At 63.4% G+C, this 22,414-nt stretch carries 27 protein-coding genes and 1 tRNA gene; 19 read left to right on the top strand and 9 right to left on the bottom strand.

The window, feature by feature from the left end; translation table 11 throughout:
- Window positions 1-132: 132 nt before the first annotated feature.
- Both NMG80_RS34235 and NMG80_RS34230 read right to left on the bottom strand, forming a co-directional pair.
- Window positions 133-209: transfer RNA gene (locus NMG80_RS34235), tRNA-Arg, on the bottom strand.
- 372 nt (window positions 210-581) lie between these two features.
- Window positions 582-1,472: a D-alanyl-D-alanine carboxypeptidase family protein gene (locus NMG80_RS34230; protein WP_254022228.1), complete on the bottom strand. Its 891-nt coding sequence runs from the start codon at window positions 1,470-1,472 to the stop codon at window positions 582-584.
- A gap of 398 nt (window positions 1,473-1,870) precedes the next feature.
- Between NMG80_RS34230 and NMG80_RS34225 the strand changes: the two genes are divergently transcribed.
- From NMG80_RS34225 to NMG80_RS34215, 3 genes are all read left to right on the top strand, one after another.
- Window positions 1,871-2,980, top strand: coding sequence for a hypothetical protein (locus tag NMG80_RS34225; protein WP_254022227.1), 1,110 nt, complete (start codon window positions 1,871-1,873; stop codon window positions 2,978-2,980).
- 290 nt (window positions 2,981-3,270) lie between these two features.
- Window positions 3,271-3,891 (top strand): nucleoside triphosphate hydrolase, encoded by a 621-nt coding sequence (locus NMG80_RS34220; protein ID WP_254022226.1) that lies wholly within the window; start codon window positions 3,271-3,273, stop codon window positions 3,889-3,891.
- Window positions 3,892-3,991: 100 nt separating this feature from the next.
- On the top strand, window positions 3,992-4,366 hold the full coding sequence (locus tag NMG80_RS34215; RefSeq protein ID WP_254022250.1) for a hypothetical protein: 375 nt from the start codon (window positions 3,992-3,994) through the stop codon (window positions 4,364-4,366).
- Here the strand turns inward: NMG80_RS34215 and NMG80_RS34210 are convergent.
- The 3 genes from NMG80_RS34210 to NMG80_RS34200 all read right to left on the bottom strand — a co-directional run bounded on the left by NMG80_RS34210 (window position 4,323) and on the right by NMG80_RS34200 (window position 6,643).
- Window positions 4,323-5,096, bottom strand: coding sequence for a glutathione S-transferase family protein (locus NMG80_RS34210; RefSeq protein ID WP_254022225.1), 774 nt, complete (start codon window positions 5,094-5,096; stop codon window positions 4,323-4,325). The two genes, NMG80_RS34215 and NMG80_RS34210, sit on opposite strands and share 44 nt — an antisense overlap.
- Window positions 5,097-5,176: 80 nt before the next feature.
- The gene (locus tag NMG80_RS34205; RefSeq protein ID WP_254022224.1) at window positions 5,177-6,385 is read right to left on the bottom strand and encodes a beta-ketoacyl-[acyl-carrier-protein] synthase family protein; all 1,209 of its coding nucleotides are present in this window, start codon (window positions 6,383-6,385) and stop codon (window positions 5,177-5,179) included.
- Complete coding sequence (locus NMG80_RS34200) at window positions 6,386-6,643, bottom strand: acyl carrier protein (RefSeq protein ID WP_254022223.1); 258 nt, start codon at window positions 6,641-6,643, stop codon at window positions 6,386-6,388. It abuts the gene before it with no gap.
- Between the two features lie 204 nt (window positions 6,644-6,847).
- Between NMG80_RS34200 and NMG80_RS34195 the strand changes: the two genes are divergently transcribed.
- Genes NMG80_RS34195 through NMG80_RS34185 form a run of 3 tightly spaced genes read left to right on the top strand, consistent with a single transcriptional unit; the run spans window position 6,848 to window position 8,344 of the window.
- Window positions 6,848-7,687, top strand: a complete 840-nt coding sequence (locus NMG80_RS34195; protein WP_254022249.1) for an urease accessory protein UreD — start codon at window positions 6,848-6,850, stop codon at window positions 7,685-7,687.
- A 43-nt stretch (window positions 7,688-7,730) separates the two neighbouring features.
- A complete protein-coding gene (locus NMG80_RS34190) occupies window positions 7,731-8,033 on the top strand; it encodes an urease subunit gamma (protein WP_095484607.1) in 303 nt (100 codons plus the stop codon).
- Window positions 8,034-8,038: 5 nt separating this feature from the next.
- Complete coding sequence (locus NMG80_RS34185; RefSeq protein ID WP_065011660.1) at window positions 8,039-8,344, top strand: urease subunit beta; 306 nt, start codon at window positions 8,039-8,041, stop codon at window positions 8,342-8,344.
- 47 nt (window positions 8,345-8,391) lie between these two features.
- On the opposite strand, the gene NMG80_RS34180 is transcribed toward NMG80_RS34185, so the two are convergent.
- Complete coding sequence (locus tag NMG80_RS34180; protein ID WP_254022222.1) at window positions 8,392-8,886, bottom strand: hypothetical protein; 495 nt, start codon at window positions 8,884-8,886, stop codon at window positions 8,392-8,394.
- Between the two features lie 126 nt (window positions 8,887-9,012).
- Complete coding sequence (locus tag NMG80_RS34175) at window positions 9,013-9,396, bottom strand: hypothetical protein (protein WP_254022221.1); 384 nt, start codon at window positions 9,394-9,396, stop codon at window positions 9,013-9,015.
- 203 nt (window positions 9,397-9,599) lie between these two features.
- Between NMG80_RS34175 and ureC the strand changes: the two genes are divergently transcribed.
- The 8 genes from ureC to NMG80_RS34135 all read left to right on the top strand — a co-directional run bounded on the left by ureC (window position 9,600) and on the right by NMG80_RS34135 (window position 15,728).
- On the top strand, window positions 9,600-11,312 hold the full coding sequence (gene ureC / locus NMG80_RS34170) for an urease subunit alpha (RefSeq protein ID WP_436798746.1): 1,713 nt from the start codon (window positions 9,600-9,602) through the stop codon (window positions 11,310-11,312).
- Between the two features lie 64 nt (window positions 11,313-11,376).
- Window positions 11,377-11,871, top strand: coding sequence for a DUF29 domain-containing protein (locus NMG80_RS34165; protein ID WP_254022220.1), 495 nt, complete (start codon window positions 11,377-11,379; stop codon window positions 11,869-11,871).
- Window positions 11,872-11,909: 38 nt separating this feature from the next.
- Entirely contained in the window at window positions 11,910-12,503 is a 594-nt protein-coding gene (locus tag NMG80_RS34160) for a hypothetical protein (protein WP_254022219.1), read from the top strand.
- A gap of 57 nt (window positions 12,504-12,560) precedes the next feature.
- Window positions 12,561-13,136, top strand: a complete 576-nt coding sequence (ureE, locus tag NMG80_RS34155; RefSeq protein WP_254022218.1) for an urease accessory protein UreE — start codon at window positions 12,561-12,563, stop codon at window positions 13,134-13,136.
- Window positions 13,129-13,800 carry an urease accessory protein UreF gene (locus NMG80_RS34150; RefSeq protein WP_254022217.1) on the top strand — a complete coding sequence of 224 codons (672 nt, stop codon included), beginning with the start codon at window positions 13,129-13,131 and terminating at the stop codon, window positions 13,798-13,800. The genes ureE and NMG80_RS34150 overlap by 8 nt, the downstream gene beginning before the upstream one ends.
- Entirely contained in the window at window positions 13,797-14,237 is a 441-nt protein-coding gene (locus tag NMG80_RS34145) for a DUF3995 domain-containing protein (RefSeq protein WP_254022216.1), read from the top strand. The genes NMG80_RS34150 and NMG80_RS34145 overlap by 4 nt, the downstream gene beginning before the upstream one ends.
- A complete protein-coding gene (ureG, locus tag NMG80_RS34140) occupies window positions 14,234-14,875 on the top strand; it encodes an urease accessory protein UreG (RefSeq protein ID WP_254022215.1) in 642 nt (213 codons plus the stop codon). Before NMG80_RS34145 ends, ureG begins: the two co-directional genes overlap by 4 nt.
- Window positions 14,876-14,960: 85 nt before the next feature.
- Window positions 14,961-15,728 (top strand): class II aldolase and adducin N-terminal domain-containing protein, encoded by a 768-nt coding sequence (locus tag NMG80_RS34135; RefSeq protein ID WP_254022214.1) that lies wholly within the window; start codon window positions 14,961-14,963, stop codon window positions 15,726-15,728.
- A gap of 60 nt (window positions 15,729-15,788) precedes the next feature.
- Here NMG80_RS34135 and NMG80_RS34130 read toward each other — a convergent pair whose 3' ends face one another.
- The gene (locus NMG80_RS34130; protein ID WP_254022213.1) at window positions 15,789-16,421 is read right to left on the bottom strand and encodes an HAD family hydrolase; all 633 of its coding nucleotides are present in this window, start codon (window positions 16,419-16,421) and stop codon (window positions 15,789-15,791) included.
- Between the two features lie 260 nt (window positions 16,422-16,681).
- Here NMG80_RS34130 and NMG80_RS34125 point away from each other — a divergent pair, with 260 nt between their 5' ends.
- Window positions 16,682-17,638, top strand: a complete 957-nt coding sequence (locus NMG80_RS34125; RefSeq protein ID WP_254022212.1) for a sugar-binding transcriptional regulator — start codon at window positions 16,682-16,684, stop codon at window positions 17,636-17,638.
- Window positions 17,639-17,659: 21 nt separating this feature from the next.
- Here the strand turns inward: NMG80_RS34125 and NMG80_RS34120 are convergent, their stop codons facing one another.
- Window positions 17,660-17,845 (bottom strand): hypothetical protein, encoded by a 186-nt coding sequence (locus NMG80_RS34120; RefSeq protein WP_254022211.1) that lies wholly within the window; start codon window positions 17,843-17,845, stop codon window positions 17,660-17,662.
- A 112-nt stretch (window positions 17,846-17,957) separates the two neighbouring features.
- Here NMG80_RS34120 and gcvA point away from each other — a divergent pair, with 112 nt between their 5' ends.
- From gcvA to NMG80_RS34100, 4 genes are all read left to right on the top strand, one after another.
- Window positions 17,958-18,860, top strand: a complete 903-nt coding sequence (gene gcvA, locus NMG80_RS34115; protein ID WP_254022210.1) for a transcriptional regulator GcvA — start codon at window positions 17,958-17,960, stop codon at window positions 18,858-18,860.
- Window positions 18,861-19,083: 223 nt separating this feature from the next.
- Entirely contained in the window at window positions 19,084-20,394 is a 1,311-nt protein-coding gene (locus NMG80_RS34110) for an ABC transporter substrate-binding protein (RefSeq protein ID WP_254022209.1), read from the top strand.
- Between the two features lie 119 nt (window positions 20,395-20,513).
- Window positions 20,514-21,386 carry a carbohydrate ABC transporter permease gene (locus NMG80_RS34105; protein ID WP_254022208.1) on the top strand — a complete coding sequence of 291 codons (873 nt, stop codon included), beginning with the start codon at window positions 20,514-20,516 and terminating at the stop codon, window positions 21,384-21,386.
- A gap of 202 nt (window positions 21,387-21,588) precedes the next feature.
- Window positions 21,589-22,413: a carbohydrate ABC transporter permease gene (locus NMG80_RS34100; protein ID WP_254022207.1), complete on the top strand. Its 825-nt coding sequence runs from the start codon at window positions 21,589-21,591 to the stop codon at window positions 22,411-22,413.
- Window position 22,414 lies beyond the last annotated feature (1 nt).

Raw genomic sequence — 22,414 nt, 5'->3', positions numbered from 1 at the left:
CTATGATCTGGGATATTTCGACGATGAGACATGCAGGCTCGAACCACTCGAAAACCCTTTCGGGCCGAAAGTGTTACCTATGTCTCCGGTATAAACCGTAACCTATGTCTCCGGGCCGAACACGTGGAAATTTGGCGCACCCGACAGGATTCGAACCTGTGACCTCTGCCTTCGGAGGGCAGCGCTCTATCCAGCTGAGCTACGGGTGCTTTCAGGATCGACATCCGGAAAACGAACCAGCCGGGTAACCAGCCAGCCACGGCTTCTTAGCGGAAGCAGTCGCAGGCTTCAACGGGCAAGTGGCAGGCGGCAGGGCTGAGAACTCGGAATAACGCATTTTTCCGGATTCCACTGAGGCCCACGATCTGGAGCCCGCCATGACCCTCGGAGGTGTGAGAAGCAGGCACGAAGGCCGGCAAACCTGCGGTATGAAGAATGGCGCCGAAACCTAAATGAAAAACCCGCCTCGGCGGGCGGGTCGTTGGCGCAAATCAGCATCATGAATAAATTCCTAGCATAGTGGCCGTCACCTGTCAAGTTGAAACCACCGATCAAGGGCTCGCCCCCATCACTGCCGAACGTCACTGCTCCCCGGCATACAGCAGCCGTGTCGTCGTGTTCGACCCCGGCGACAGGTTACGCTGGATCAGCGCTTCGACGTGGTCGTTGCGCTGGCGCGCGCTGTCGGCGCCCATCACCACCAGGATCAGCCGGCGGCCGTCGGCATCGTAGGAGGTGACGATGTTGAAGCCTGAAGCTCTGATATAGCCGGTCTTGATGCCGTTGACGCCGCGGACGCGGCCGAGCATGTCGTTGTGGCCGCGCACCACCCTGCCACGGAACATGAAGTCGCTTTCGGAGAAATAGTGGAAATGCTGCGGGAAGCGGGCGCGCAGCGCCGTGCCGAGCACCGCCATGTCGCGCGCCGTCGTCAGCTGGCCGGCGTCCGGCAGGCCCGAAGCGTTGCGGAAGACGGTGCTGCGCATGCCGATCTGGCGCGCTTTGGCCGTCATCATTGCGGCAAACGCCGCTTCGCTGCCGCCGAGATATTCGGCGACGGCGACCGCCACGTCATTGGCCGACTTGACGGTGATCGCCCGGATCGCCGATTCGACATCGATCGTCTCGCCGCGCCTGAAGCGCAGCTTGGTCGGCGGCTGTCTGGCGGCGTTGGCCGAGACCGGGATCAGCGTCGTCTTGCTGACGCGGCCCTGCTCCAGCGCCTCGAACAGCAGGTAGAGCGTCATCATCTTGGTCAGCGACGCCGGATAGCGCGGCGCCGCCGAATTGGCCTCGAACAGCGTCCTGCCGCTGCTGCCGTCGATGACGACAGCCGCGTATTTCTGCGCCGGCGCCGGCACCGCCAGCATGGTCTCCGTCGGCGTCGTCGTCGCGCAGCCGGCAACGAGCCCCAGCAGCGCAAACGCCGCGACAAATTTTTTGATGAGCTGAAAGAGGCGCGGTTTGGACACTGTTTTTTAGGTAAGCCGTTGCTGAAACGAGTGGGAAGCTAGCCTAACCCGATTGTGCCGTCCATTTGGTTAATGCCGGTGTTCACGGCAATCGCTTCAGGTTTATCGCCCCGCTCCGGGCGTTGGCGCTGCCCCTCACCTGCCTGCCGGCATCCTCTCCCCGTAGAACGGGGAGAGGGGCGCTGTCATCGACGGTTTCGCCAATCTCCGGCGTTCGCAAGAAGGGCGCCAACGTTGCGGCCAGCCCCTTTCTCCCCGTTTACGGGGAGAAAGGGGCAGCGCCGACACCGACGATTGAGCTCCACATAGAGTTCTGGCCTGAGTGAAATACCGGGACTGCGCTTGCGCGACCGGCGCCGAGCGGGTTTGCTGGCGCCGGCAAAATCAGCAGGTGCGCTATGGATACGCTCACGATCAAGGCAAAGGGCATTTCGGTCACGGTCGATCTCTCCGTCGGCCATCTCGCCGACATGACGGTCGATAGCGACGGGCGCCGGCTGAAACCGCTGCATCGCGCGCCGTGGATCGACGAGCCGCGCGAGACGCTGCCGCTAGACCTGCCCGCCGGCACCGTTCGCCTGTCCGGCGATTTTGTATGCGCGCCGTTTTCGCGCAGCGACGTCGAGGAAGCACCCTTGCATGGCTGGCCGGCCAACAGCCGCTGGGATGTCGTCGCCTCCGCGGCGACTGGCGATGGCTGGCGGGCCGTTTTCCGGCTGCAGCACAAGGTTTTGGGCGCGACGGTCGACAAGATCCTGACCCTGCGCGACGACCATCCGTTTCTCTACCAGGAACATGTCTTTTCCGGCGGTTCGGGTGCGATTTCCGTTGCCCATCATCCGATGACGGTGATGAAGGCCGGCGGCAAGCTCGCCTTCTCGCCGAAGCGGTTTGCGGCAACGCCGGACGACCCGCTGGAGCCCGATCCGGCCCGCGGCCGTTTTCTGCTCTCCTATCCGGCGCGCTCTGCAGATCTGACGCATTTTCCCGCCGCCGATGGCGGCAAGCTCGACCTGACCGACTATCGCATGGACCAGAGCCGAGAGGATTTCGTCACGCTGGTCGAGGCCGACCATGGCGGGCCGGGCTGGACCGCGCTGGCGCGAGGGGCGGAAGCCGATCTGGTGCTAGTGCTAAAAAACCCGGCCGAGCTGCCGGTCACCATGCTGTGGTTCAGCAATGGCGGGCGCGACTACGCGCCGTGGAGCGGCCGCCATCGCGGCGTGCTCGGCATCGAGGACGGCCGCACCGCGCTCGGCCATGCCGCGTCGCTGGGTGACAACTGGCTGAAGCGGGAAGGGGTGGCGACCGCTTTTACCCTTGGCGAAGGCCGCAATGTCTCGTTCCGCCACGTCATCGGCGCCCTGCCCCAACAAGCCGGCGGCGAGCCGCCGCGCGACATCACCACCGCGCAGGGGCGCATGCGCCTCACGGTGGCTGACGGTTCGACGCGGGATGTCGCCTTCGACGGCGATTTTCTGAGGATCGGGCAAGCCGTTCCTGTCTGATTGCGGGGCGCTTGCGCTGCCCCTCACCTGCCTGCCGGCATCCTCTCCCCGTATAGTGACGGGGAGAGGGGCGCTGTCATCGATGGTTTCGCCAATCACCAGCGTTATAGGAAGGGCGCCAACATCGCGGCCAGCCCTTTCTCTCCGTTACCATACGCGGAGAAATGCCCGGCAGGGCAATGAGGGGCAGCGCCGACCTCCACAATTGGTCGGCCTCAACACCAGTGCCGATTTGAAATTTCCACGAACTGTCGCCAGAATGCTGCTGGAACTCACCTGCGGAATCACTCATGTCCGAGATTGCTCACCTCGCCGCCACCATCTTCAAGCGCGCCGGCAAGGCGCAGCGTTTTGTCGTTGCCCTCGCCGGTCCTCCGGGCGCCGGCAAGTCGACGCTTTCGGCCCGCCTGCATGAGCTGCTGCCGGAAGGGGCGGCCGAAATCGTGCCGATGGACGGCTTCCATTACGACGATATCGTGCTCGAGCGGCGCGGCCTGCGCGCGCGAAAAGGCGCTCCGGAGACCTTTGATTTTGCCGGCTTCGAAACCTTGCTGAAGCGCATCCGCGCGGCCGAGCCCGACATCGCCATTCCGGTGTTCGATCGCAGCATGGAGCTGTCGCGCGCGGCCGCGTCGATCATCGCCGCCGACACCAAGTTCATCCTGGTCGAAGGCAATTATCTGTTGCTTGACGAGGAACCGTGGTCGCGGCTGGCGCCACTGTTCGATTTCTCTGTTTTCGTCGATGTGCCGCGCGCCGAGCTCGAGCGCCGGCTGCTCGAGCGATGGCACGAGCATGGCCGCTCCGACGAGGACGCCCGCGCCTGGATCGCCTCCAACGACATGCCCAACATCGACCGCGTGCTTGCCCGCCGCCGCCCCGCCGATCTGGTGATCGGCGCCCAATCCTGATTTGCGGATAGCCCGCGCCTGGAACCTTAGGACTTTCCGGCCGTTATCTCTGATACGGCAATAATGCTGACATGAGGAAAACTGTCCGATGGCTACTCCGATGGCAACCAAGGCAAGAAAGCCTGCGCCCGGCAAGGGCAGGGCAACTCGTTCCAAGGCAACTCATTCAAAGGCAACTGAATCGAAGGCGGGCGCTGGCCCAGCCGTCGCCGCCCGCTCCAAGGATGCAAAGCCCAGCTTTGGCAAGGCAGCACCGAAGAAAGTGACGCCGACCGCAGCCAAGACCACGGCAAAACCGGCCAAGCCGAGAAAATCGGCAAGCGGCGGCTCGATGGCGGACAGCGCGATGCGCACCGTTAAGACGACGGCCAATGTCGCGGCCGGCGCGGTTGTCGCCACCGCCAAGAGCGCAGCGTCCCTTGCCGCTTCCGTCATGGGCAAGGGCGGCTCAAAACCCAAAGCCAAGACAAAGTAGCCGCTCGGCGCCTGCGACCAATGAGCTGGCCTCGGGCCGGGATAGCAAGACCCCTTTGCACCGCCGGCCGGGCAAGGCCGCGCTCCAGCCATGCTGCGACATTGCGAAAATCATCGAAGCCGACAAGTTCTCTTGCTTCGTAAAAACCGATCAGATTGCGCACCCAGCCCAGCATCGAGATATCGGCGATGGTGTAATCGTCGTCCATGATCCAGCTCCGGCCCTTCAGCCTCGTCTCGAGCACACCGATCAGCCGCCGCGATTCGTCGCGATAGCGCGCCAGCGGGCGCTTGTCGGCGATCTCGCGTCCGGCGAATTTGTGGAAGAAGCCGACCTGCCCGAACATCGGCCCGATCGAGGCCATCTGGAAGAACACCCACTGGATCGTTTCGTAACGCCGCGCCGGGTCGGCCGGGACCAGCCTGCCGGTCTTGTCGGTGAGGTAGAGCAGGATAGCGCCGGATTCGAACAACCCGATCGGCTTGCCGCCCGGTCCGTCCGGATCGATCATCGCCGGGATCTTGCCGTTCGGGTTCAGCGACAGGAATTCCGGCGTCCAGCTCTCGTTCCTGCCGATGTTCACCGCATGCGCCTCGTATGGCAGGCCGAGTTCCTCCAGCGCGATCGACAACTTCACCCCGTTCGGCGTCGGGAACGAATAGAGCTGGATGCGGTCGGGATGGCTGGCCGGCCAGCGCGTGGCGATTGGAAAGGCGGACAGGTCGATCATCGAAACTCCTGGGCGGGGATTTTTCGCGCGCGCGTGGCGGGTGGCAAGACGTCTCGCCGTAGCTGGGGTACCGGTTGCGGTCAGACTGCCTTGAAGGCCAGCACCGCATTGGTGCCGCCGAAGGCGAAGCCGTTGCTGATCGCCGCGCGCACCTTGCGCTCGCGCGCCACATTCGGCGTGATGTCGAGATCGCAATCGGCGTCGGTCTCGCGAAAATTGGCCGTTGGCGGCACGATGCCTTCGCGGATCGCCATCACGCAGGCGATCAGCTCGAGCGCGCCCGACGCGCCGAGGCAGTGGGCGTGCATCGATTTGGTCGAGGAGATCGAAAGCCTGTGTGCATGATCGCCGAAGACGCGCTTGATCGCCGCCGTCTCGATCTGGTCGTTGGCCTTGGTGCCGGTGCCATGCGCATTGATATAGTCGATGTCTTCCGGGTTGAGCCTGGCATCGACGAGGCAGAAGCGCATCGCCGCCTCCGGCCCTTCGATGGTCGGCGCGACGATGTCGGAGGCATCGCCGGAAAGGCCGGCGCCGGCAATTTCGGCGAGAATCGTGGCGCCGCGCGCCATGGCATGCTCGTAGGTTTCCAGCACGACCATGCCGGCGCCTTCACCGAGCACCAGGCCCTGGCGATCGGCCGAAAACGGCCGGCAGGTGTCGGGCGCCAGCACCCGCAGCGCCTCCCAGCCTTTCAGGACGCCCCAGACCAGCGGCGCATCGGTGCCGCCGGCGAGCATGACATCGGCGCGGCCGAGCCTGATCTGGTCGATCGCCGAGGCAATGGCGTGGTTGGACGAGGAGCAGGCCGAGGTGATGCCGAACACCGGCCCGCGCAGGCCGAGATTCATGCTGACATGGCCGGCCGCAGCGCCCGGCATCACTTTCGGCACGGTGAAGATGCCGGTGCGGTTTTTGCCTTCGAGCAGGATGGCGCGATAGCTCTCTTCGATCGCCTCCCAGCCGCAGACGCCGACGCCGACGACCGAGCCCATCCGGTAGGTGTTGGCAGCGTGCGAGGTTAGCCCGGCTTGCTGCGCGGCCTCGCGGGCGGCGATCGTCGCCAAAAGGCTGAAACGGTCCATCGAGACGACCTGCTTGCGGTCGATGCCGTGCTCGGGAAGCGTCCTGATTTCGCAGCCGACCCTGATTTTCAGGTCATGCAGCTCCGAATTGACGATCGGGCCAATGGCCGAGCGGCCGGCGCGCATCTCGCCCCAGATCGCGGGCACATCGGTGCCGAGCCCGCATAGGCCGCCGATGCCGGTAATGACGACGCGCTTGGGCATTCAGTCAGGCTTTTTCGCGATCAGTTCGCGAACCGCCTCGACCATGTCGCCGACGTTCTTCAAATTGCTCCAGGCATCGACCGTGTTCATCTCGATCTCGATGCCATACTGTTCCTCGAGATCGAAGATGATCTCCGTCAGTTCCAGCGAATGGATGCCAAGTGAGGTCAGTTCGGTGCTGGTGGTGATTTCTTCGCCACCGGGCTCGGCATGAGCTTTGATTTTCGCGATGATGTCCGTTGCCAGCTGGTCAGCCATTCGGTTCCTTCCCCAACCCTTGTCGTTTCTCGACGCCAACTGATCGGCGCCTGTTTTTCCCCAGGTCCAGATCGTCACCGTCGCCTTTTATGGCCGCCAGGCGCTGTGTGACCGTACCAAGACGGCTCCTCTATAGAAACCGAAACGTTGTCAAGCAACAAGCTATATGTCGACAAAGCCGGCGCTGTGGTTATCGTTGGCGCCATGGATATGATCGAAAATGGCCTGACCTTCCCGCCGGCCCAGCGCGTCGCCGGAACGGCGCGGCTTGCCTGTGACAGGAATGGCGGCCGCACGCGTCTTCGGCGGCTTTATCAGGATGGTTCCGCCAAGATCCGCATGCCGGCCGTCTCGGCCGATCCGCTCGAAGCCGTGCTGATCAACACCGCCGGCGGGCTGACCGGCGGCGACCGCCTCGGCTGGGACATCGATGTCGGCGCCGGCGCCTGCGCCACCATAACCACCCAGGCCTGCGAGAAAATCTACCGCGCCGCAGCCGATCGTGCCGAGGTGCGGGTGAAGCTGACCGTCGGCGCTGGCGGCCGCATCGCCTGGCTGCCGCAGGAAACCATCGTCTTTGATCGATCGGCCTTTGCCCGCAGGCTCGACCTCGAGCTTGCCGCCGGTGCCGAGGCGCTGGTGCTCGAGGCGACCGTCTTCGGCCGCCTCGCCATGGGCGAACGCGCGGCGCACGGCAATTTCCACGACCGCTGGCGCGTCAGCCAGGACGGAGCGCTGGTTCATGCCGAGGATTTCCGCATCGGGCCCGACATTGCCGCGATTCTGGGCGGTTCGGCCGTGGCCGGCGGCGCCATCGCCCTAGCGACGGTGCTGATGATCTCGCCGCGAGTCGAGGCCTTGCTCGATCCGGCGCGGGAGATCATCGGCGGCCAGGGCGACGCCAGCGTCTGGAGTGTGAAGAAATCTGGCAAGCTTCTTGCGAGGCTGTTTGCCGAGGACGGCTACCAGCTCCGCAAGCGGCTGGTTCCGCTTGTCGAATTGCTCAACGGGCGGGCGGGTCTGCCCAAATTATGGTCACTCTGATTCCGATTACACCATTGCAAGTTACGCCATCCTAGGGAAACGCATGAACCTGACGCCAAGGGAAAAGGACAAGCTGCTCATCGCCATGGCGGCGATTGTGGCGCGCAAGCGACTCGAGCGCGGCGTCAAGCTCAATCACCCGGAGGCGATCGCGCTGATCACCGACTTCGTCGTCGAGGGCGCCCGCGACGGCCGCCAGGTCGCCGAGCTGATGGAGGCCGGCGCCCACGTCGTCAGCCGCGCTCAGGTGATGGAGGGCATCGCCGAGATGATCCACGACGTCCAGGTCGAGGCGACGTTTCCCGACGGCACCAAGCTGGTGACCGTGCACGAGCCGATAAGGTGAGGGCGATGATCCCGGGCGAAATCATCACGGCAGGCGGCGAGATCGAGCTCAACAAGGGCCAGCCGACCGTCACCATGAAAGTGGCCAACAGCGGCGACCGGCCGATCCAGGTCGGCAGCCACTATCACTTCTTCGAGACCAATGAGGGGCTGAAATTCGATCGCGACAAGGCGCGCGGCATGCGCCTCGACATTGCCGCCGGCACGGCGATGCGCTTCGAGCCCGGCCAGGAGCGCGACGTCACCTTGGTGCCGCTCGGCGGCAAGCGCGAGGTCTACGGGTTCCAGCAGAAAATCATGGGCGCGTTGTGAGATCGCATGGGCGCGTTGTGCGATCCAGAGCGTCGAGCAGTTTCGGCTCAGCCGGGCGGCTTGGCCGCCGCGTAGATGACGACCTTGCCAGGGTCGTCGAATTCGACGGCGAGAACGTCTTCGGTCTGCACGCGTCGCGAGTCGATGGCGTTGAACAGCAATGCGTTCGCCTCGATCTCGTCGCGCAGTTCCGCAATGTCCTCCTGATGCTGCTCGACCTTGCTTTCGATCGCCGGCGGCAGCCCGCCTTCCGTGCGCGCCGCGTCGGTAAGGAACACGATGTCGACCTTGTCGAGTTTGGATGTCTTGCGCACCGCGCCGATGTTTTCACGCGTCCGCTCGATCGCGGTAGTGACTTTGCCGGCCTCGACAGCGGTGTTGGTCTCTTCCTGGCCGACCTCCGAGCCGATGATCTTGTTCTGGGTCTCAGGGCCCTCAAGGCCTTGCGCATTCAGCCCGGCCTGGGGAGCGCTCGCCGCAAGAAACGCAGTTGCGGCAATCAAATGCAGCCATCTGGTGTCGGGGAAAGTGGTGATCGCCATCGCTCGCTCTCAGAGCCTCTTTCGAGACTCGTTTCTAGGCCAAAAAGTGGAAACGTCTTCCGCCCTGCGAAGGTTCCCTCCCCGATGCGGCAGGCCGGCCTCGTGCCGGCCCGCCATGGCGCATCGTCAGCTCGCTTTCTTGGTGATCAAGGTCAGCGAGCCATTGGCATCCATGCTGGCGGCGATCACTTGCGCCGAGGTCAGCCCCTTGGCTTCGAGCGCGGATTTGACCTGTGGCGTCGCGTCGATCGAGCTGCGCAATTTCTGCAGGCCATCCTCGCCGCGCTTGGCGATCACTTCGTTGACCTTCGTCTGCGTTTCCTCCGGCAGTTCCTCGATGTCGACGACGTTGACGGTCTGAATCGCTGGCGCTTGCGGCTGAGCGCCGGGCGCCGCGGGAGCGGGCGAAGCCGGCGGCTCGCTAGGTTGCGGCGCAGGCTGTTGCTGGGCGCTGGCAGCGGTCGCGAGCAGGAGGGTGGCGGCGGCTGCGAGAGATATCGTCTTGCGCATAAAACTTCCTTTCCATCGATTGGCAAACGGTCGTTTTGGGGTGACCTCGCCACCTCAAACGTTAAATGGGATCGGAAGGTGTCGCCCAGCGGGTCATTGCGTGACCATAGGATGGCGACAATGTGGGGCCGGGCTTCGCCCCGGCCGTATCTTGGGCCGTATCTTGGGCCGTATTTGGGGCCGTATTTCGGGAGCAATTGCTGATGGCTAGAATCACCCGCGCCGCCTATGCGCAGATGTACGGCCCGACCGTCGGCGACAAGGTGCGGCTTGCCGATACCGAGTTGTTCATCGAGGTCGAGAAGGATTTCACCCTTCATGGCGAAGAGGTGAAATTCGGCGGCGGCAAGGTTATCCGCGACGGCATGGGCCAGAGCCAGGTGTCCCGCGCCCAAGGCGCAGTCGACACCGTCATCACCAATGCGCTGGTCGTCGATGCGTCAGGCGGCATCTTCAAGGCCGATATCGGCCTGAGCGATGGCCGCATTGCCGCGATCGGCAAGGCCGGCAATCCGGACATGCAAGACGGCGTCACCATCATCATCGGCCCCGGCACCGAGATCATCGCCGGCGAAGGCAAGATCCTGACCGCCGGCGGCTTCGACGCGCATATCCATTTCATCTGCCCGCAGCAGATCGAGGAGGCGCTGATGTCAGGCATCACCACCATGCTCGGCGGCGGCACCGGACCGGCGCATGGCACGCTGGCGACGACCTGCACGCCGGGGCCGTGGCATCTGGCGCGCATGATCCAGTCCTTCGACGCCTTCCCGATGAACATAGGCCTGTCCGGCAAGGGCAATGCGTCGTTGCCGGCCGCGCTTGAAGAAATGGTGCTTGGCGGCGCCTGCTCGCTGAAGTTGCACGAGGACTGGGGCACGACGCCAGCGGCAATCGACTGCTGCCTGTCGGTCGCTGACAACTACGACGTGCAGGTGATGATCCACACCGACACGCTGAACGAATCCGGCTTTGTCGAGAACACGGTGGCGGCGATCAAGGGCCGCACCATCCATGCCTTCCACACCGAAGGCGCCGGCGGCGGCCACGCGCCCGATATCATCAAGGTTTGCGGCCTGCCCAACGTCATCCCGTCATCGACCAATCCGACGCGGCCCTACACCGTCAACACGCTGGCCGAGCATCTCGACATGCTGATGGTCTGCCATCATCTGTCGCCGTCGATCCCCGAAGACATCGCCTTCGCCGAAAGCCGCATCCGCAAGGAGACCATCGCCGCCGAAGACATCTTGCACGACATCGGGGCCTTCTCGATCATTTCGTCGGACAGCCAGGCGATGGGCCGCGTCGGCGAAGTGGCTATCCGCACCTGGCAGACCGCCGACAAGATGAAGCGCCAGCGCGGCTCGCTGCCGCAGGAGACCGGCGACAACGACAATTTCCGCGTCCGCCGCTACATCGCCAAATACACGATCAACCCGGCCATCGCGCATGGCCTGTCGAACGAGATCGGCTCGGTGGCGGTCGGCAAGCGCGCCGATCTGGTGCTGTGGAACCCGGCCTTCTTCGGCGTCAAGCCCGACATGGTGCTGATCGGCGGCATGATCGCCGCCGCCCCGATGGGCGATCCCAACGCCTCGATCCCGACGCCGCAGCCGATGCACTACCGGCCGATGTTCGGCGCCTATGGCAAGGCGATGACCAATTCGTCGGTGACCTTCGTTTCCAGGGCGGCGCTCGATGCCGGCCTGCGCGGTCGGCTCGGCGTCGACAAGCAGATGGTCGCCGTCGACAACACCCGCGGCGGCATCGGCAAGCATTCGATGGTGCTCAACGACGCCACCCCGCATGTCGAGGTCGACCCCGAAACCTACGAGGTCCGCGCCGACGGCGAATTGCTCACTTGCGAGCCGGCCACCGTGCTGCCGATGGCGCAGAGATATTTTCTGTTTTGATCCCGGATCTGAGCCGTCTCACCCAGTGATTGGCTTGGCATCGAAAACGGCGCATTATGCAGTCATGAACAAGATCCAAATCCAGCGTCGGCATAAGTCTACACCCTACGAAACCGACTATGCTCAGTGGTGTGCCGAACAAGGCGCATTACTGCGCGAAGGTCGCCTTTCCGACCTCGATCGCGAAAATCTTGCGGAGGAGATCGAGAGCTTGGGGAGAAGCGACAAGAGGGAAATTTCGAAGAGACTGGGCACTTTACTGCTGCATCTTCTCAAATGGGAATTTCAGCCCGCAAAACGCAAAACGGGATGGTTGTTGACAATCCGCGAGCAGCGCCTTCGGATCGAAAACCTGCTTGAAGAAAGCCCAAGCTTGAAGGGCTATCCGGGACAACAGCTTATGCGGGAATTCAAGATGGCGAGGCTAAATGCGGCTGACGAAACAGGGTTGAACGAAAAGGATTTTCCTACCGATTGTCCCTATCAGATTGCAGACCTGCTGGATCACGATTTTTTCCCCGGCGCTCCATGGACGTCGGACCAGCTTGTTCGCGAATGAACTATCACTCCAGCGTTGAATAGCCTTCCTTACCGCTTATGGAGCAACAACTAGTCTCCGCCCACGACATCTTCCCGCATATCCGCATCGTCATGGGCATGGTGATCGGCCTTGGCGTCACCCGGCTGCTGTCGGGGCTGGCCCGCATCGTCCAGCATCCGGGCCAATACCGGCTCTATTCGGTGCATCTGGCCTGGGTTGTGTCGGTGCTTTTGATGCTGGTGCATTTCTGGTGGTGGGAGTTCGGCCTGTTCCAGATCGAGACCTGGACCTTCGGAAAATACCTTTTCATCATCTTCTACGCCGTCACGCTGTTCCTGCTCTGCGCGCTGCTGTTTCCGGACTCGATGCTGGACTACACCAGCTACGAGGATTTTTTCTATTCACGTCGCGCCTGGTTCTTCGGCTTGCTGGCGGCGACCTATCTGCTCGACGTGATCGATACGCTGCTGAAAGGGCCGGAGCATTTCGCCCGCTTCGGCGTCGAATATTTGTTCCGCACGCCGGTGTTCGTCACGCTTCGCGTCATCGCGATACTGGTCGGCGATCGTCGCTTTCACATCGCCTTTGTCGCCGCCGCGCTCGTCTACCAGGTATTGTTCATCCTGCGGCTCTTCGACACGATCGTTTGAGCACCATTGGGGCGGCGGACGCGATAGGCTACGCTTGTTGGGAGAGGCAGTTTTTACATGAAGCTCGACATCCGCACCGATTTCACCAAGTTCCCGCGTGCCGTCTCGGTCCTCAGCGCCGGCGAAGCGGGAGCGGTCACCCCGTATGATCGTGCGGTGCTGGTCCATGACGAGCGGCATCTGCGCCGCCGCGCCATCGAAACGGCCCGTAGCGATAGAGTGCTGGTCGACCTGCCCGAACCGGTGGCCTTGAACGATGGCGACCGGCTGGTGCTGGAGGATGGCCGCCACATCGAGATCATTGCGGCCGAGGAGCCGCTCTACGATATCCGTGCCAGCGGCCCTGTCCATCTGGCCGAGCTTGCCTGGCACATCGGCAACCGCCACCTCGCCGCTGCCGTCGAGGCTAACCGCATCCTCATCCTGCGCGACCACGTCATCAAGGCGATGCTGGAGGGGCTGGGTGCGACCGTGCGCGATGTTTCCGAACCGTTCAAGCCGCTGCGCGGCGCCTATTCCGGGCACAGTCACGGCCATGCCCATGCCGAGGCGCATGCGCACAGCCATGCCGGGTCGCATCCCCAAACCCATAGCGAATCGCATTCCCACAGCCATTCCCACGACCATGGCTGACCAGCCTTCCAACGTCGCTTTGTTGCGTTTGATGGCGTGGCTGTCGCCTGCCTTCCCGGTCGGCGGTTTTTCCTACAGCCATGGTCTCGAACAAGCCGTGCACGCCGGGCTGGTCGCCGACAGCACAGACCTCGCCGCATGGCTGGAGACGCTGGTCGAGATCGGCTCGGGCTGGAACGATGCCGTGCTGTTTGCCGAAAGCTGGCGGCGCGCCCGCCAAGCCGGCGATCTCGCCGAGATCGCCGCCCTCGCCGAGGCCTTGGCCGGCTCGCGCGAGCGCCACACCGAGACCATGCTGCAGGGCGCCGCCTTCCTGAAAGCGGCATCGGCCTGGCCGTGTCAGGTGCTGGACCGTCTGCCGGCCGAGTGCCCCTATTGCGTCGCAGTCGGCGCAACTGCCGGCGGCAACGCCATTGCCCTGCAGGACGCGCTGTCGGCCTTCCTGCACAGCTTCTTCTCCAATCTCGTCCAGGCCGCGATCCGGCTCGGCGTCGTCGGCCAGACCGGCGCCACCACGCTGCTCGTCGGCTTCGAGCCGCTGGCGTTGGAAACTGCCGCCCGCGCTGTCGCCTCGACGCTGGACGATCTCGGCGGCTGCGCCTTCGTCTCGGATGTCATGGCGATGAAGCACGAAACGCAATATTCGCGGCTGTTCCGCTCATGATCGTCCTCGCCTTCGCGCTCTCGTTCGTGCTGCTTGTGATCACCACGCTGCATGTCTATTGGGGCATTGGCGGCATCTGGCCGGGCACGGACGCTGCCTCCTGCGCCCGCGCGGTGGTCGGCATTCGCGGCGTCGACGAAATGCCGGCGCCCTTCGCCAGCTTCGCCGTCGCCGCCTGCCTCGGCCTGGCGACGCTGTGGCCGATGGCGCTCGAAGGCGTGTTTGCCACGCCCTTTCCCAAGGCCGGGCTCGCCGCGACGGCGCTGCTCATCGCGCTGGTCTTCCTGGGGCGCGGCATTGCCGGTTTCACGCCGTGGTGGCGCCGGCTGGCACCGGAACAGCCTTTCGCGCGGCTCGATGTCAGCTATTATTCGCCGCTCTGCCTGGTTGTAGGGCTCGGCTTTGCAGTGCTTGCCATCACGGAGTTCGTCGCATGACACAAGCCAATGGTCCTCTTCGCGTCGGCATCGGCGGCCCCGTCGGCTCCGGCAAGACGACGCTCACCGAAAAGCTTTGCAAGGCGCTGCGCGACGAGTTTTCGATCGCCGTGGTCACCAACGACATCTATACCAAGGAAGACGCCATGATGCTGGCCCGGCTGCAGGCGCTGCCCGAGGATCGCATCGTCGGCGTCGAGACCGGCGGCTGCCCGCACACCGCCATCCGCGAGGACGCCTCGATCAATCTGCAGGCGATCGCCGAGATGACCAGAAAATTTCCGGATCTCGACATCGTGTTCATCGAATCCGGCGGCGACAACCTCGCCGCTACGTTTTCCCCCGACCTCGCCGATCTGACGCTCTACGTCATCTCGGTCTGCCAGGGCGAGGAGATTCCGCGCAAGGGCGGCCCGGCGATCACCCGGTCCGATTTCCTGGTCATCAACAAGAGCGATCTCGCCCCCTATGTGAACGTCAATCTCGACGTCATGGAGAGCGACGCCGCCCGCATGCGCGGCAAGCGGCCGTTCGGTTTTACCGACCTGTCGCGCGGCAAGGGCCTGCAGGAGGTGATCGATTTTATCGTCGAGCATGGCGGGCTGAGCATCGACACCGCCAGAAGCACGGCGGCATGAGGCAAAGCGCTCGTCTGCACCAAACGAAACCGGTTGCGCGCATCAGCGGCGCGCGGCATCCTTACTTCTTTCACGGAGGTTTTCGATGAGCATCGCCCGCCTGCAGAAGGAAATGATGACCAACCTGCCCTTCTACGAGGAACGCGTCGATCTGGCCTGCGCCTTCCGCTGGACGGCGCGGCTCAACATGCATGAAGCGGTGGCCAATCACTTCTCGCTGGCCGTCAACGATGACGGCTCGCAATTCCTGATGAATCCCAACCAGGTGCATTTCTCACGCATCAAGGCGAGCGACCTGCTGCTGATCGACGCCAACGATCCCGATACGCTCTCCGGCCCGAATGCACCTGACCCGACGGCATGGGGCCTGCACGGCGCCATCCATCGCAATGTGCGTCATGCGCGCTGCGTCATGCATGTGCATTCGATCCACGCCACGGTTCTCGCTTCGCTGGCCGACTCGACGCTACCGCCGATCGACCAGAACTCGGCGATCTTCTTCAACCGCCACGTCATCGACGGCCATTATGGTGGGCTCGCCTTCGAGGAAGAGGGCGAACGCTGCTCGCAGCTGCTCACCGATCCGAAGGTCAAGGTGATGGTCATGGGCAACCATGGCGTGCTGATCATCGGCGATACCGTCGCCGACACCTTCAACCGCATGTTCTATTTCGAACGCGCCGCCGAGACCTACATCAAGGCGCTGTGGACCGGCCGTCCGCTGCGTGTCCTGTCGGATGAAATCGCCGAGAAGGCAGCAGCGGAGCAGGAAGATTATCCCGGCCAGGCCGAACGGCACCTGTCCGAACTGAAGGCGATCCTCGACGAGCAGGAGCCGGTCTACCGGAACTGAGCACCTTCTCCCCGTATAGTGACGGGGAGAAGGACGCTCTGATCGCCGGTTTCCCCAATCTTAAAGCCCGAGTTCACCCCGCAATTCGTCGGCGCTGTTGATGACGATCGCGCCGGGCGGCCCCGCCATGGGCGCTTCCGGCCAGAAGATCGTCCTCATCCCCGCCGCCAATGCCGCCGTGGCGCCGGTCACGCTGTCCTCGACGGCCATGGCATCGGCCGGATCGACACCGGCCAGCCATGCGGCGCGCAAAAAAGGTTCGGCATGCGGCTTGCCTTCGCGCACGTCGTTGCGGCTGATCGTCTTCATGCCGGGATAGAAAAGACCGACCATGCGCAGATTGGCGTCGACGACCAGCCGGTCGGAATTGGACACCACCGCTTGCGCCACGCCAAGCGCACGCAGTTCGTTGTAGGACTCGATCGCGCCGGGGCGCGGCTTCAGCGTCTCAGCCATCGGCAGGTAGTGGTCGTATTTGCGCACGATCCAGTCGTCGAACGGCAGGTCTAGGCCGAACTCGTCGCGCAGCATCTCGTAGACCGGCCATGCGGCGATGCCGAGCACCCGTTCATGCAGGTTGGCCGGCGCCGCGATGCCGACGCTGTGCAGCGCCGCTATCAGCGCCGCCTCGTGCAATGGTTCGCTGTCGACCAGCGTTCCGTCCATGTCCCAGAAAACCGCTTTCGGCGTCATGCGAGGCTCCTTTGTCCGAATCCCTTAAAGGGTTTGCGTCGGGAGATAAACCGCCGCGCCTGCCCGCACCGACATCGCAAGACTTCAAAAATTGCCGGACTTCGAAAATTGTTTGGCTACATTATCCACTGGAAGCACCACAGGCACATCGAGTACCTACCTAAGCAATTGCTCAGGCGACAGGCAATTGCGCACAAGCGCGTTTCGCCGTAAAAGTAAGGCGCTCCCGCCTCGATGCTCGGGGGTAGGGAGGCAGCAAGTTGAATTCCCGGCAGGACAGCGGCAGCAACAGGCTTGACGACGCGGCGCGCGCCGGCTGGCTCTATTATGTCGCCGGCAACACGCAGGACCAGATCGCCTCGAGCCTGGGTATTTCCCGGCAGACGGCGCAGCGGCTGGTGTCGCTGGCGGTATCCGAAGGGCTGATCAAGGTGCGTGTCGACCACCCGATCGCCAATTGCCTCGACCTTGCGGCCCGGCTGAAATCGCGCTTCGCGCTCGACCTGGTCGAGGTGGTGCCGAGCGATCCCGCTTCCTCCTCCATCATCGGCGTCGCCGTGGCGGCTGCTGCCGAAATCGAAAGACGGTTGCGCTCGCCGACGCCGATCGTCATGGCGATCGGCACCGGCCGCACGCTGAAGGCGGCGATCGAGCAGCTGCCGCCGATGGAATGCCCGCAGCACAAGGTTGTGTCGTTGACCGGCAACATCTCGCCCGACGGTTCGGCCGCCTTCTACAACGTCATCTTCACCATGGCCGACAGGGTCAAGGCGCGGTCATTCCCGATGCCGCTGCCGGTCATCGCCTCCTCGCCGGCGGAGCGCGAGATGCTGCTCAGCCAGCCGATGATCCAACCGACATTGGCGCTTGCCGCGGAAGCCGACGTCACCTTCGTCGGCATCGGCGATCTCGGCCCCAAGGCGCCGCTTTATGAGGACGGCTTCATTTCGGAGAGTGAATTGAAAGCGCTGCAAAAGGCCGGCGGTGTCGCCGAGATCGTCGGCTGGGTGTTCGATCGCGAGGGCCGGATGATCGAGGGCATCACCAATGACAGGGTGTCTTCGGCATCGTTGCCGTCGCGTGAAAAGTCGTTGGTGATCGCGCTCGCCATGGGCGAGCGGAAACTGCCGGGCATCCTTGCGGCAGTCAACCGGCGGCTGGTCAACGGCCTCATCACCGACGAGCGGACCGCCGCCGCCTTGCTGGCGGCCGGCTGATCAGGGATAAGTCCAGCAAAGCTATTTGTGCCGGCCACAAGGATCGTTGCCCTCGAGAAAACCCATGTCGCGCTGCAGATGCGGTGGCAATTCCCTGATGTCGAGATAGGCCCTTTTCCTGGCTCCGTGCCGTGCCAATCCACGCGCCAATCGCAAAAACCAGCCTTGGCCTGGCGTCAAAAATAGCTTTTCCTGTACAATGGTCATGATCGTCAGCCTCCATTATCTCCAGACGAGAGAGTGGTCGTCGACCTCAAATATCGGCCGGATCGGCCCCTGCTGCCAATCAAACGTCGATCACGGCCCATAAGGAGGGCTTATGCCTGAACTCAAGTCACGGCAGGTCTCCCAGCTCCCTCCGCTCCAGGCGATCCGGGTGTTCGAGGCGGTGGCGCGGCACCTTTCCTTCACCAAGGCCGCCGGCGAGCTCGGCATGACGCAGGCGGCGGCGAGCTATCAGATCAAGCTGCTGGAGGAGCGCGTCGGGGCGCCTCTGTTCCTGCGCCGGCCAAGGCAGATCGTGCTGACCGAGGCGGGGCAGCGCATGGCGCCTGCGGTCAGCGAGGCGTTCGCCCTGTTGGGGGGAGCCTATGCTGCGGCGCGCAGCGGCGCCGACGGCGTGCTCTGTGTCTCGACGCTGCTGACCTTTGCCTCGAACTGGCTGGCGCAGCATCTCGGCTCGTTCCAGGTCGCGCATCCATCGCTGGCGGTGCGCCTCGATACATCGAACCGCCTCGTCGATTTCGCCCGCGAGGATATCGATATCGCCATCCGCTCGGGCGGCGGAAACTGGCCGGGCGTCGAGGTGCACAAGCTTTTCAATGCGGACTTCACGCCGATGCTGAGCCCGAAACTCGCGGCGACCATCGGCGGGGTGAAGGAGCCTGCCGATCTGTTGCGCCTGCCGATCCTCGACCCCGGCGACATCTGGTGGCGGGACTGGTTTATCGCCGCCGGCCTGCCGGAACTGGCCAAACGCCCCGGCTCCAGCATGGGGGCGCAGGCTTATGAGGCGAATGCCGCCATCGCCGGGCAGGGCGTGGCAATCGTGACGGCCGCTTTCTTCAAGGCCGAGCTTGCTGATGGGCGCCTGATTCAGCCTTTCGATCTGGTCGGCGACGACGGCCACGCCTATTGGCTGGTCTATCCCCCGGCGCGGCGCAACGTGCCGAAGATCCGCGCTTTTCGCGAATGGATCCTGGCCGAGATTGCCGGCCAATAGGTTGGCAATTTATCCATACAAGCAGGCGCTGAAATCCGACATTTCGCGCGCCGAGACCCATCCTGGCCGGCTGGAAATAATCGCCGTAAGCCTCCGGAACCGGATCCCGCACGAGGCTGCGTGCTGCGCTGCAGCAACGAATCCGGCTTGACATAAATCACGCGAGGTGAGTAATTGCTCACAGCCAAAGCAAATGCTCAGCTTGGTCTATGGGAGGAATTTGATGAAACTTCGCACGCTCACCCTGGGTCTGTTGTCGGCCAGCACCCTCGCGTTCGCCGCGCATGCCGAATCCATCACCATCGCCACCGTCAACAATGGCGATATGGTCCGCATGCAGACGCTGACCGACGACTTCACCGCCAAGAACCCCGATATCCAGCTCCAGTGGGTCACGCTCGAGGAGAACGTGCTGCGCGAGCGCGTCACCACCGACATCGCCACCAAGGGCGGCCAGTACGACGTGATGACCATCGGCACCTACGAGGTTCCGATCTGGGCCAAGCAGAGCTGGCTGCTGCCGCTCGACAAGCTCGGCGACGACTATGACGTCAAGGACATCATCCCGGCCATCGCCGGTGGCCTATCGGTCGATGGCAAGCTCTATGCGGCACCGTTCTATGGCGAAAGCTCCTTCATCATGTACCGCAAGGACCTGATGGAGAAGGCAGGGCTGACCATGCCCGACGCGCCGACATGGGACTTCGTCAAGCAGGCCGCCGAGAAGATGACCGATCGCGCCAATGGCGTGAACGGCGTCTGCCTGCGCGGCAAGGCCGGGTGGGGCGAGAACATGGCCTTCCTGACCGCCATGTCGAACTCCTTCGGCGCACGCTGGTTCGATGAGAACTGGAAGCCGCAGTTCGACCAGCCCGAGTGGAAGAACACGCTGCAGTTCTATGTCGACCTGATGAAGGCCAATGGCCCGGAGGGCGCGTCATCGAACGGCTTCAACGAAAACCTGGCGCTGTTCCAGCAGGGCAAATGCGGCATGTGGATCGACGCCACCGTCGCTGCCTCCTTCGTCTCCGACCCGAAGAACTCAACTGTCGCCGACAAGGTCGGCTATGCGCTGGCGCCCGACAATGGCCTGGGCAAGCGCGGCAACTGGCTGTGGGCGTGGTCGCTGGCCATCCCCGCCGGCACGCAGAAGGCTGACGCCGCTCAGAAGTTCGTAGCCTGGGCAACCAGCAAGGACTATCTCGAGCTCGTCGCATCGAAGGAAGGCTGGGCCAATGTTCCGCCCGGAACGCGCTCCTCGCTCTACGCCAACTCTGAATACCAGAAGGCGGCGCCGTTCGCCAAAATGACGCTGGACTCGATCAACGCCGCCGATCCGACGCATCCGACCGTCAAGCCGGTGCCCTATGTCGGCGTTCAGTTCGTCGCCATCCCTGAGTTCCAGGGCCTTGGCACCACGGTCGGCCAGCTGTTCTCGGCCGCGCTCGCCGGCCAGACCAGCGTCGACGATGCTCTGAAGCAGGCCCAGGACGCCGCCACCGCAACGATGACCGAGGGCGGTTACATCCAGTAGGCTCCTCCCGGTGCCGAAAGCCGGTTGCCCATCATGGCCGGCAGGGGCCGCCCGAATCCCAGTTCGGGCGGCCACCTTCAAACTCTGAAAATTTGGCTGACCTTTGAAGGGTGACCGTTATGGCTACTCAGCAGACCCGTTCGCTTGCCCGCTTCATGATGGCGCCATCCGTGGTGCTGCTGTTCGTCTGGATGATCGTTCCGCTGGCATTCACCCTGTGGTTCTCCTTCCAGCAATACAATCCGCTCAACCCGATCCGCGACGGCTTCGTCGGCTTCTCGAACTACGCGCTTTTTTATTCCAATCCGGCATTCCTGCAGTCGATCCTCAACACGCTTATCCTCGTAGGCAGCGTGCTTTTGATCACGGTGATCGGCGGCATCCTGCTGGCGCTGCTGATCGATCAACCGATGTGGGGACAGGGCATCGTCCGCATCCTCGTCATCTCGCCGTTCTTCGTCATGCCGCCGGTCGCCGCGCTGGTCTGGAAGAACATGATCATGCATCCGCAGTACGGCGTCTTTGCCGACATTGCGCGCTTCTTCGGCGGGCAGCCGATCGACTGGTTTGGTCAATACCCGATGCTGGCGATCATCATCATCGTCGCCTGGCAATGGCTGCCGTTTGCGACGCTGATCCTGTTGACCTCCCTGCAGTCGCTCGACGGCGAGCAGAAGGAAGCCGCCGAGATGGATGGGGCCGGCTTCATCAGCCGCTTCATCTATCTGACGCTGCCGCATATGTCGCGCGCCATCACCGTCGTCCTCCTGATCCAGACGATCTTCCTTCTGTCGGTGTATGCCGAGATCCTCGTCACCACCAATGGCGGCCCGGGTTACGCCTCCACCAACCTGCCCTTCCTCGTCTACCAGAAGGCGCTGCTGGAGTTCAAAATCGGCCAGGCATCCGCCGGCGGTATCATTGCCGTCATTTTAGCCAACATCGTCGCCTTCTTCGCCATGCGCGCGGTCGGCAGGAACCTGGACAAATAAGGGAGGATACGATGGCACGTGCGCTGAACCACTCCGTCCCGCTGCGCGGGACACCTCTCCCCCTGCCCGGGGGAGAGGAAACGCCTGCATCGAAGCCGCACCCTTCCTCTACCCCGTCGATCGGGGGAGAGGTGGTTTGCGCAGCAAACCGGAGTGGGGGTCGACCCTGCCGCCAACATCGCCGATACGGGAGGACCTGACCATGGCACGTGCAGTCAGCACCCAGCACAAGACGATCGCGACCGCGGCCGCCTGGATCGTCGCCCTGCTGATCTTTTTCCCGATCCTCTATACGATCATCACCTCGTTCAAGTCGGAGCAGGAGGCCATCCAGGGCTTCAACCTGTTTCCGTCGGGAACCACGGAAAGCTATACCGCGGTCGAGGCGCAGAGCGGCTACTTCAAGTTCTTCCTCAACTCGGTGTTCCTGTCGGTCGGCTCGACCATCCTGGCTTTGCTCGTCGCCATACCGGCGGCGTGGTCGATGGCGTTCTCGCCGGGCAAGTGGACCAAGGACATCCTGATGTGGATGCTTTCCACCAAGATGATGCCGGCGGTTGCCGTGCTGTTCCCGATCTACCTGATCTTCCGCGACACCGGATTGCTCGACAGCCGCATCGGCCTGATGGTCATGCTGATGCTGATCAACCTGCCGATCGTGGTGTGGATGCTCTACACCTATTTTCGCGAGATACCCGGCGAGATCCTGGAAGCGGCGCGCATGGATGGCGCATCGCTCTGGAACGAGATCGTCTATGTGCTGACGCCGATGGCGGTGCCGGGCATCGCCTCGACAATGCTGCTCAACATCATTCTGGCATGGAACGAGGCGTTCTGGACGATCCGGCTGACCACCACCGAGGCCGCCCCGCTCACCGCCTTCATCAGTTCCTTCTCAAGCCCGCAAGGGTTGTTCTGGGCCAAGCTTTCGGCGGCCTCGACACTGGCGATCGCACCGATCCTGATCATGGGCTGGTTCAGCCAGAAGCAGCTGGTGCGCGGCCTGACCTTTGGCGCCGTGAAGTAAC

Source organism: Mesorhizobium escarrei (assembly GCF_935825525.1).
In the GTDB taxonomy this organism is placed as follows: domain Bacteria; phylum Pseudomonadota; class Alphaproteobacteria; order Rhizobiales; family Rhizobiaceae; genus Mesorhizobium; species Mesorhizobium escarrei.
Note: the sequence above shows the minus strand (reverse complement) of the source record. Positions and strands in the feature narration are given on the sequence as shown.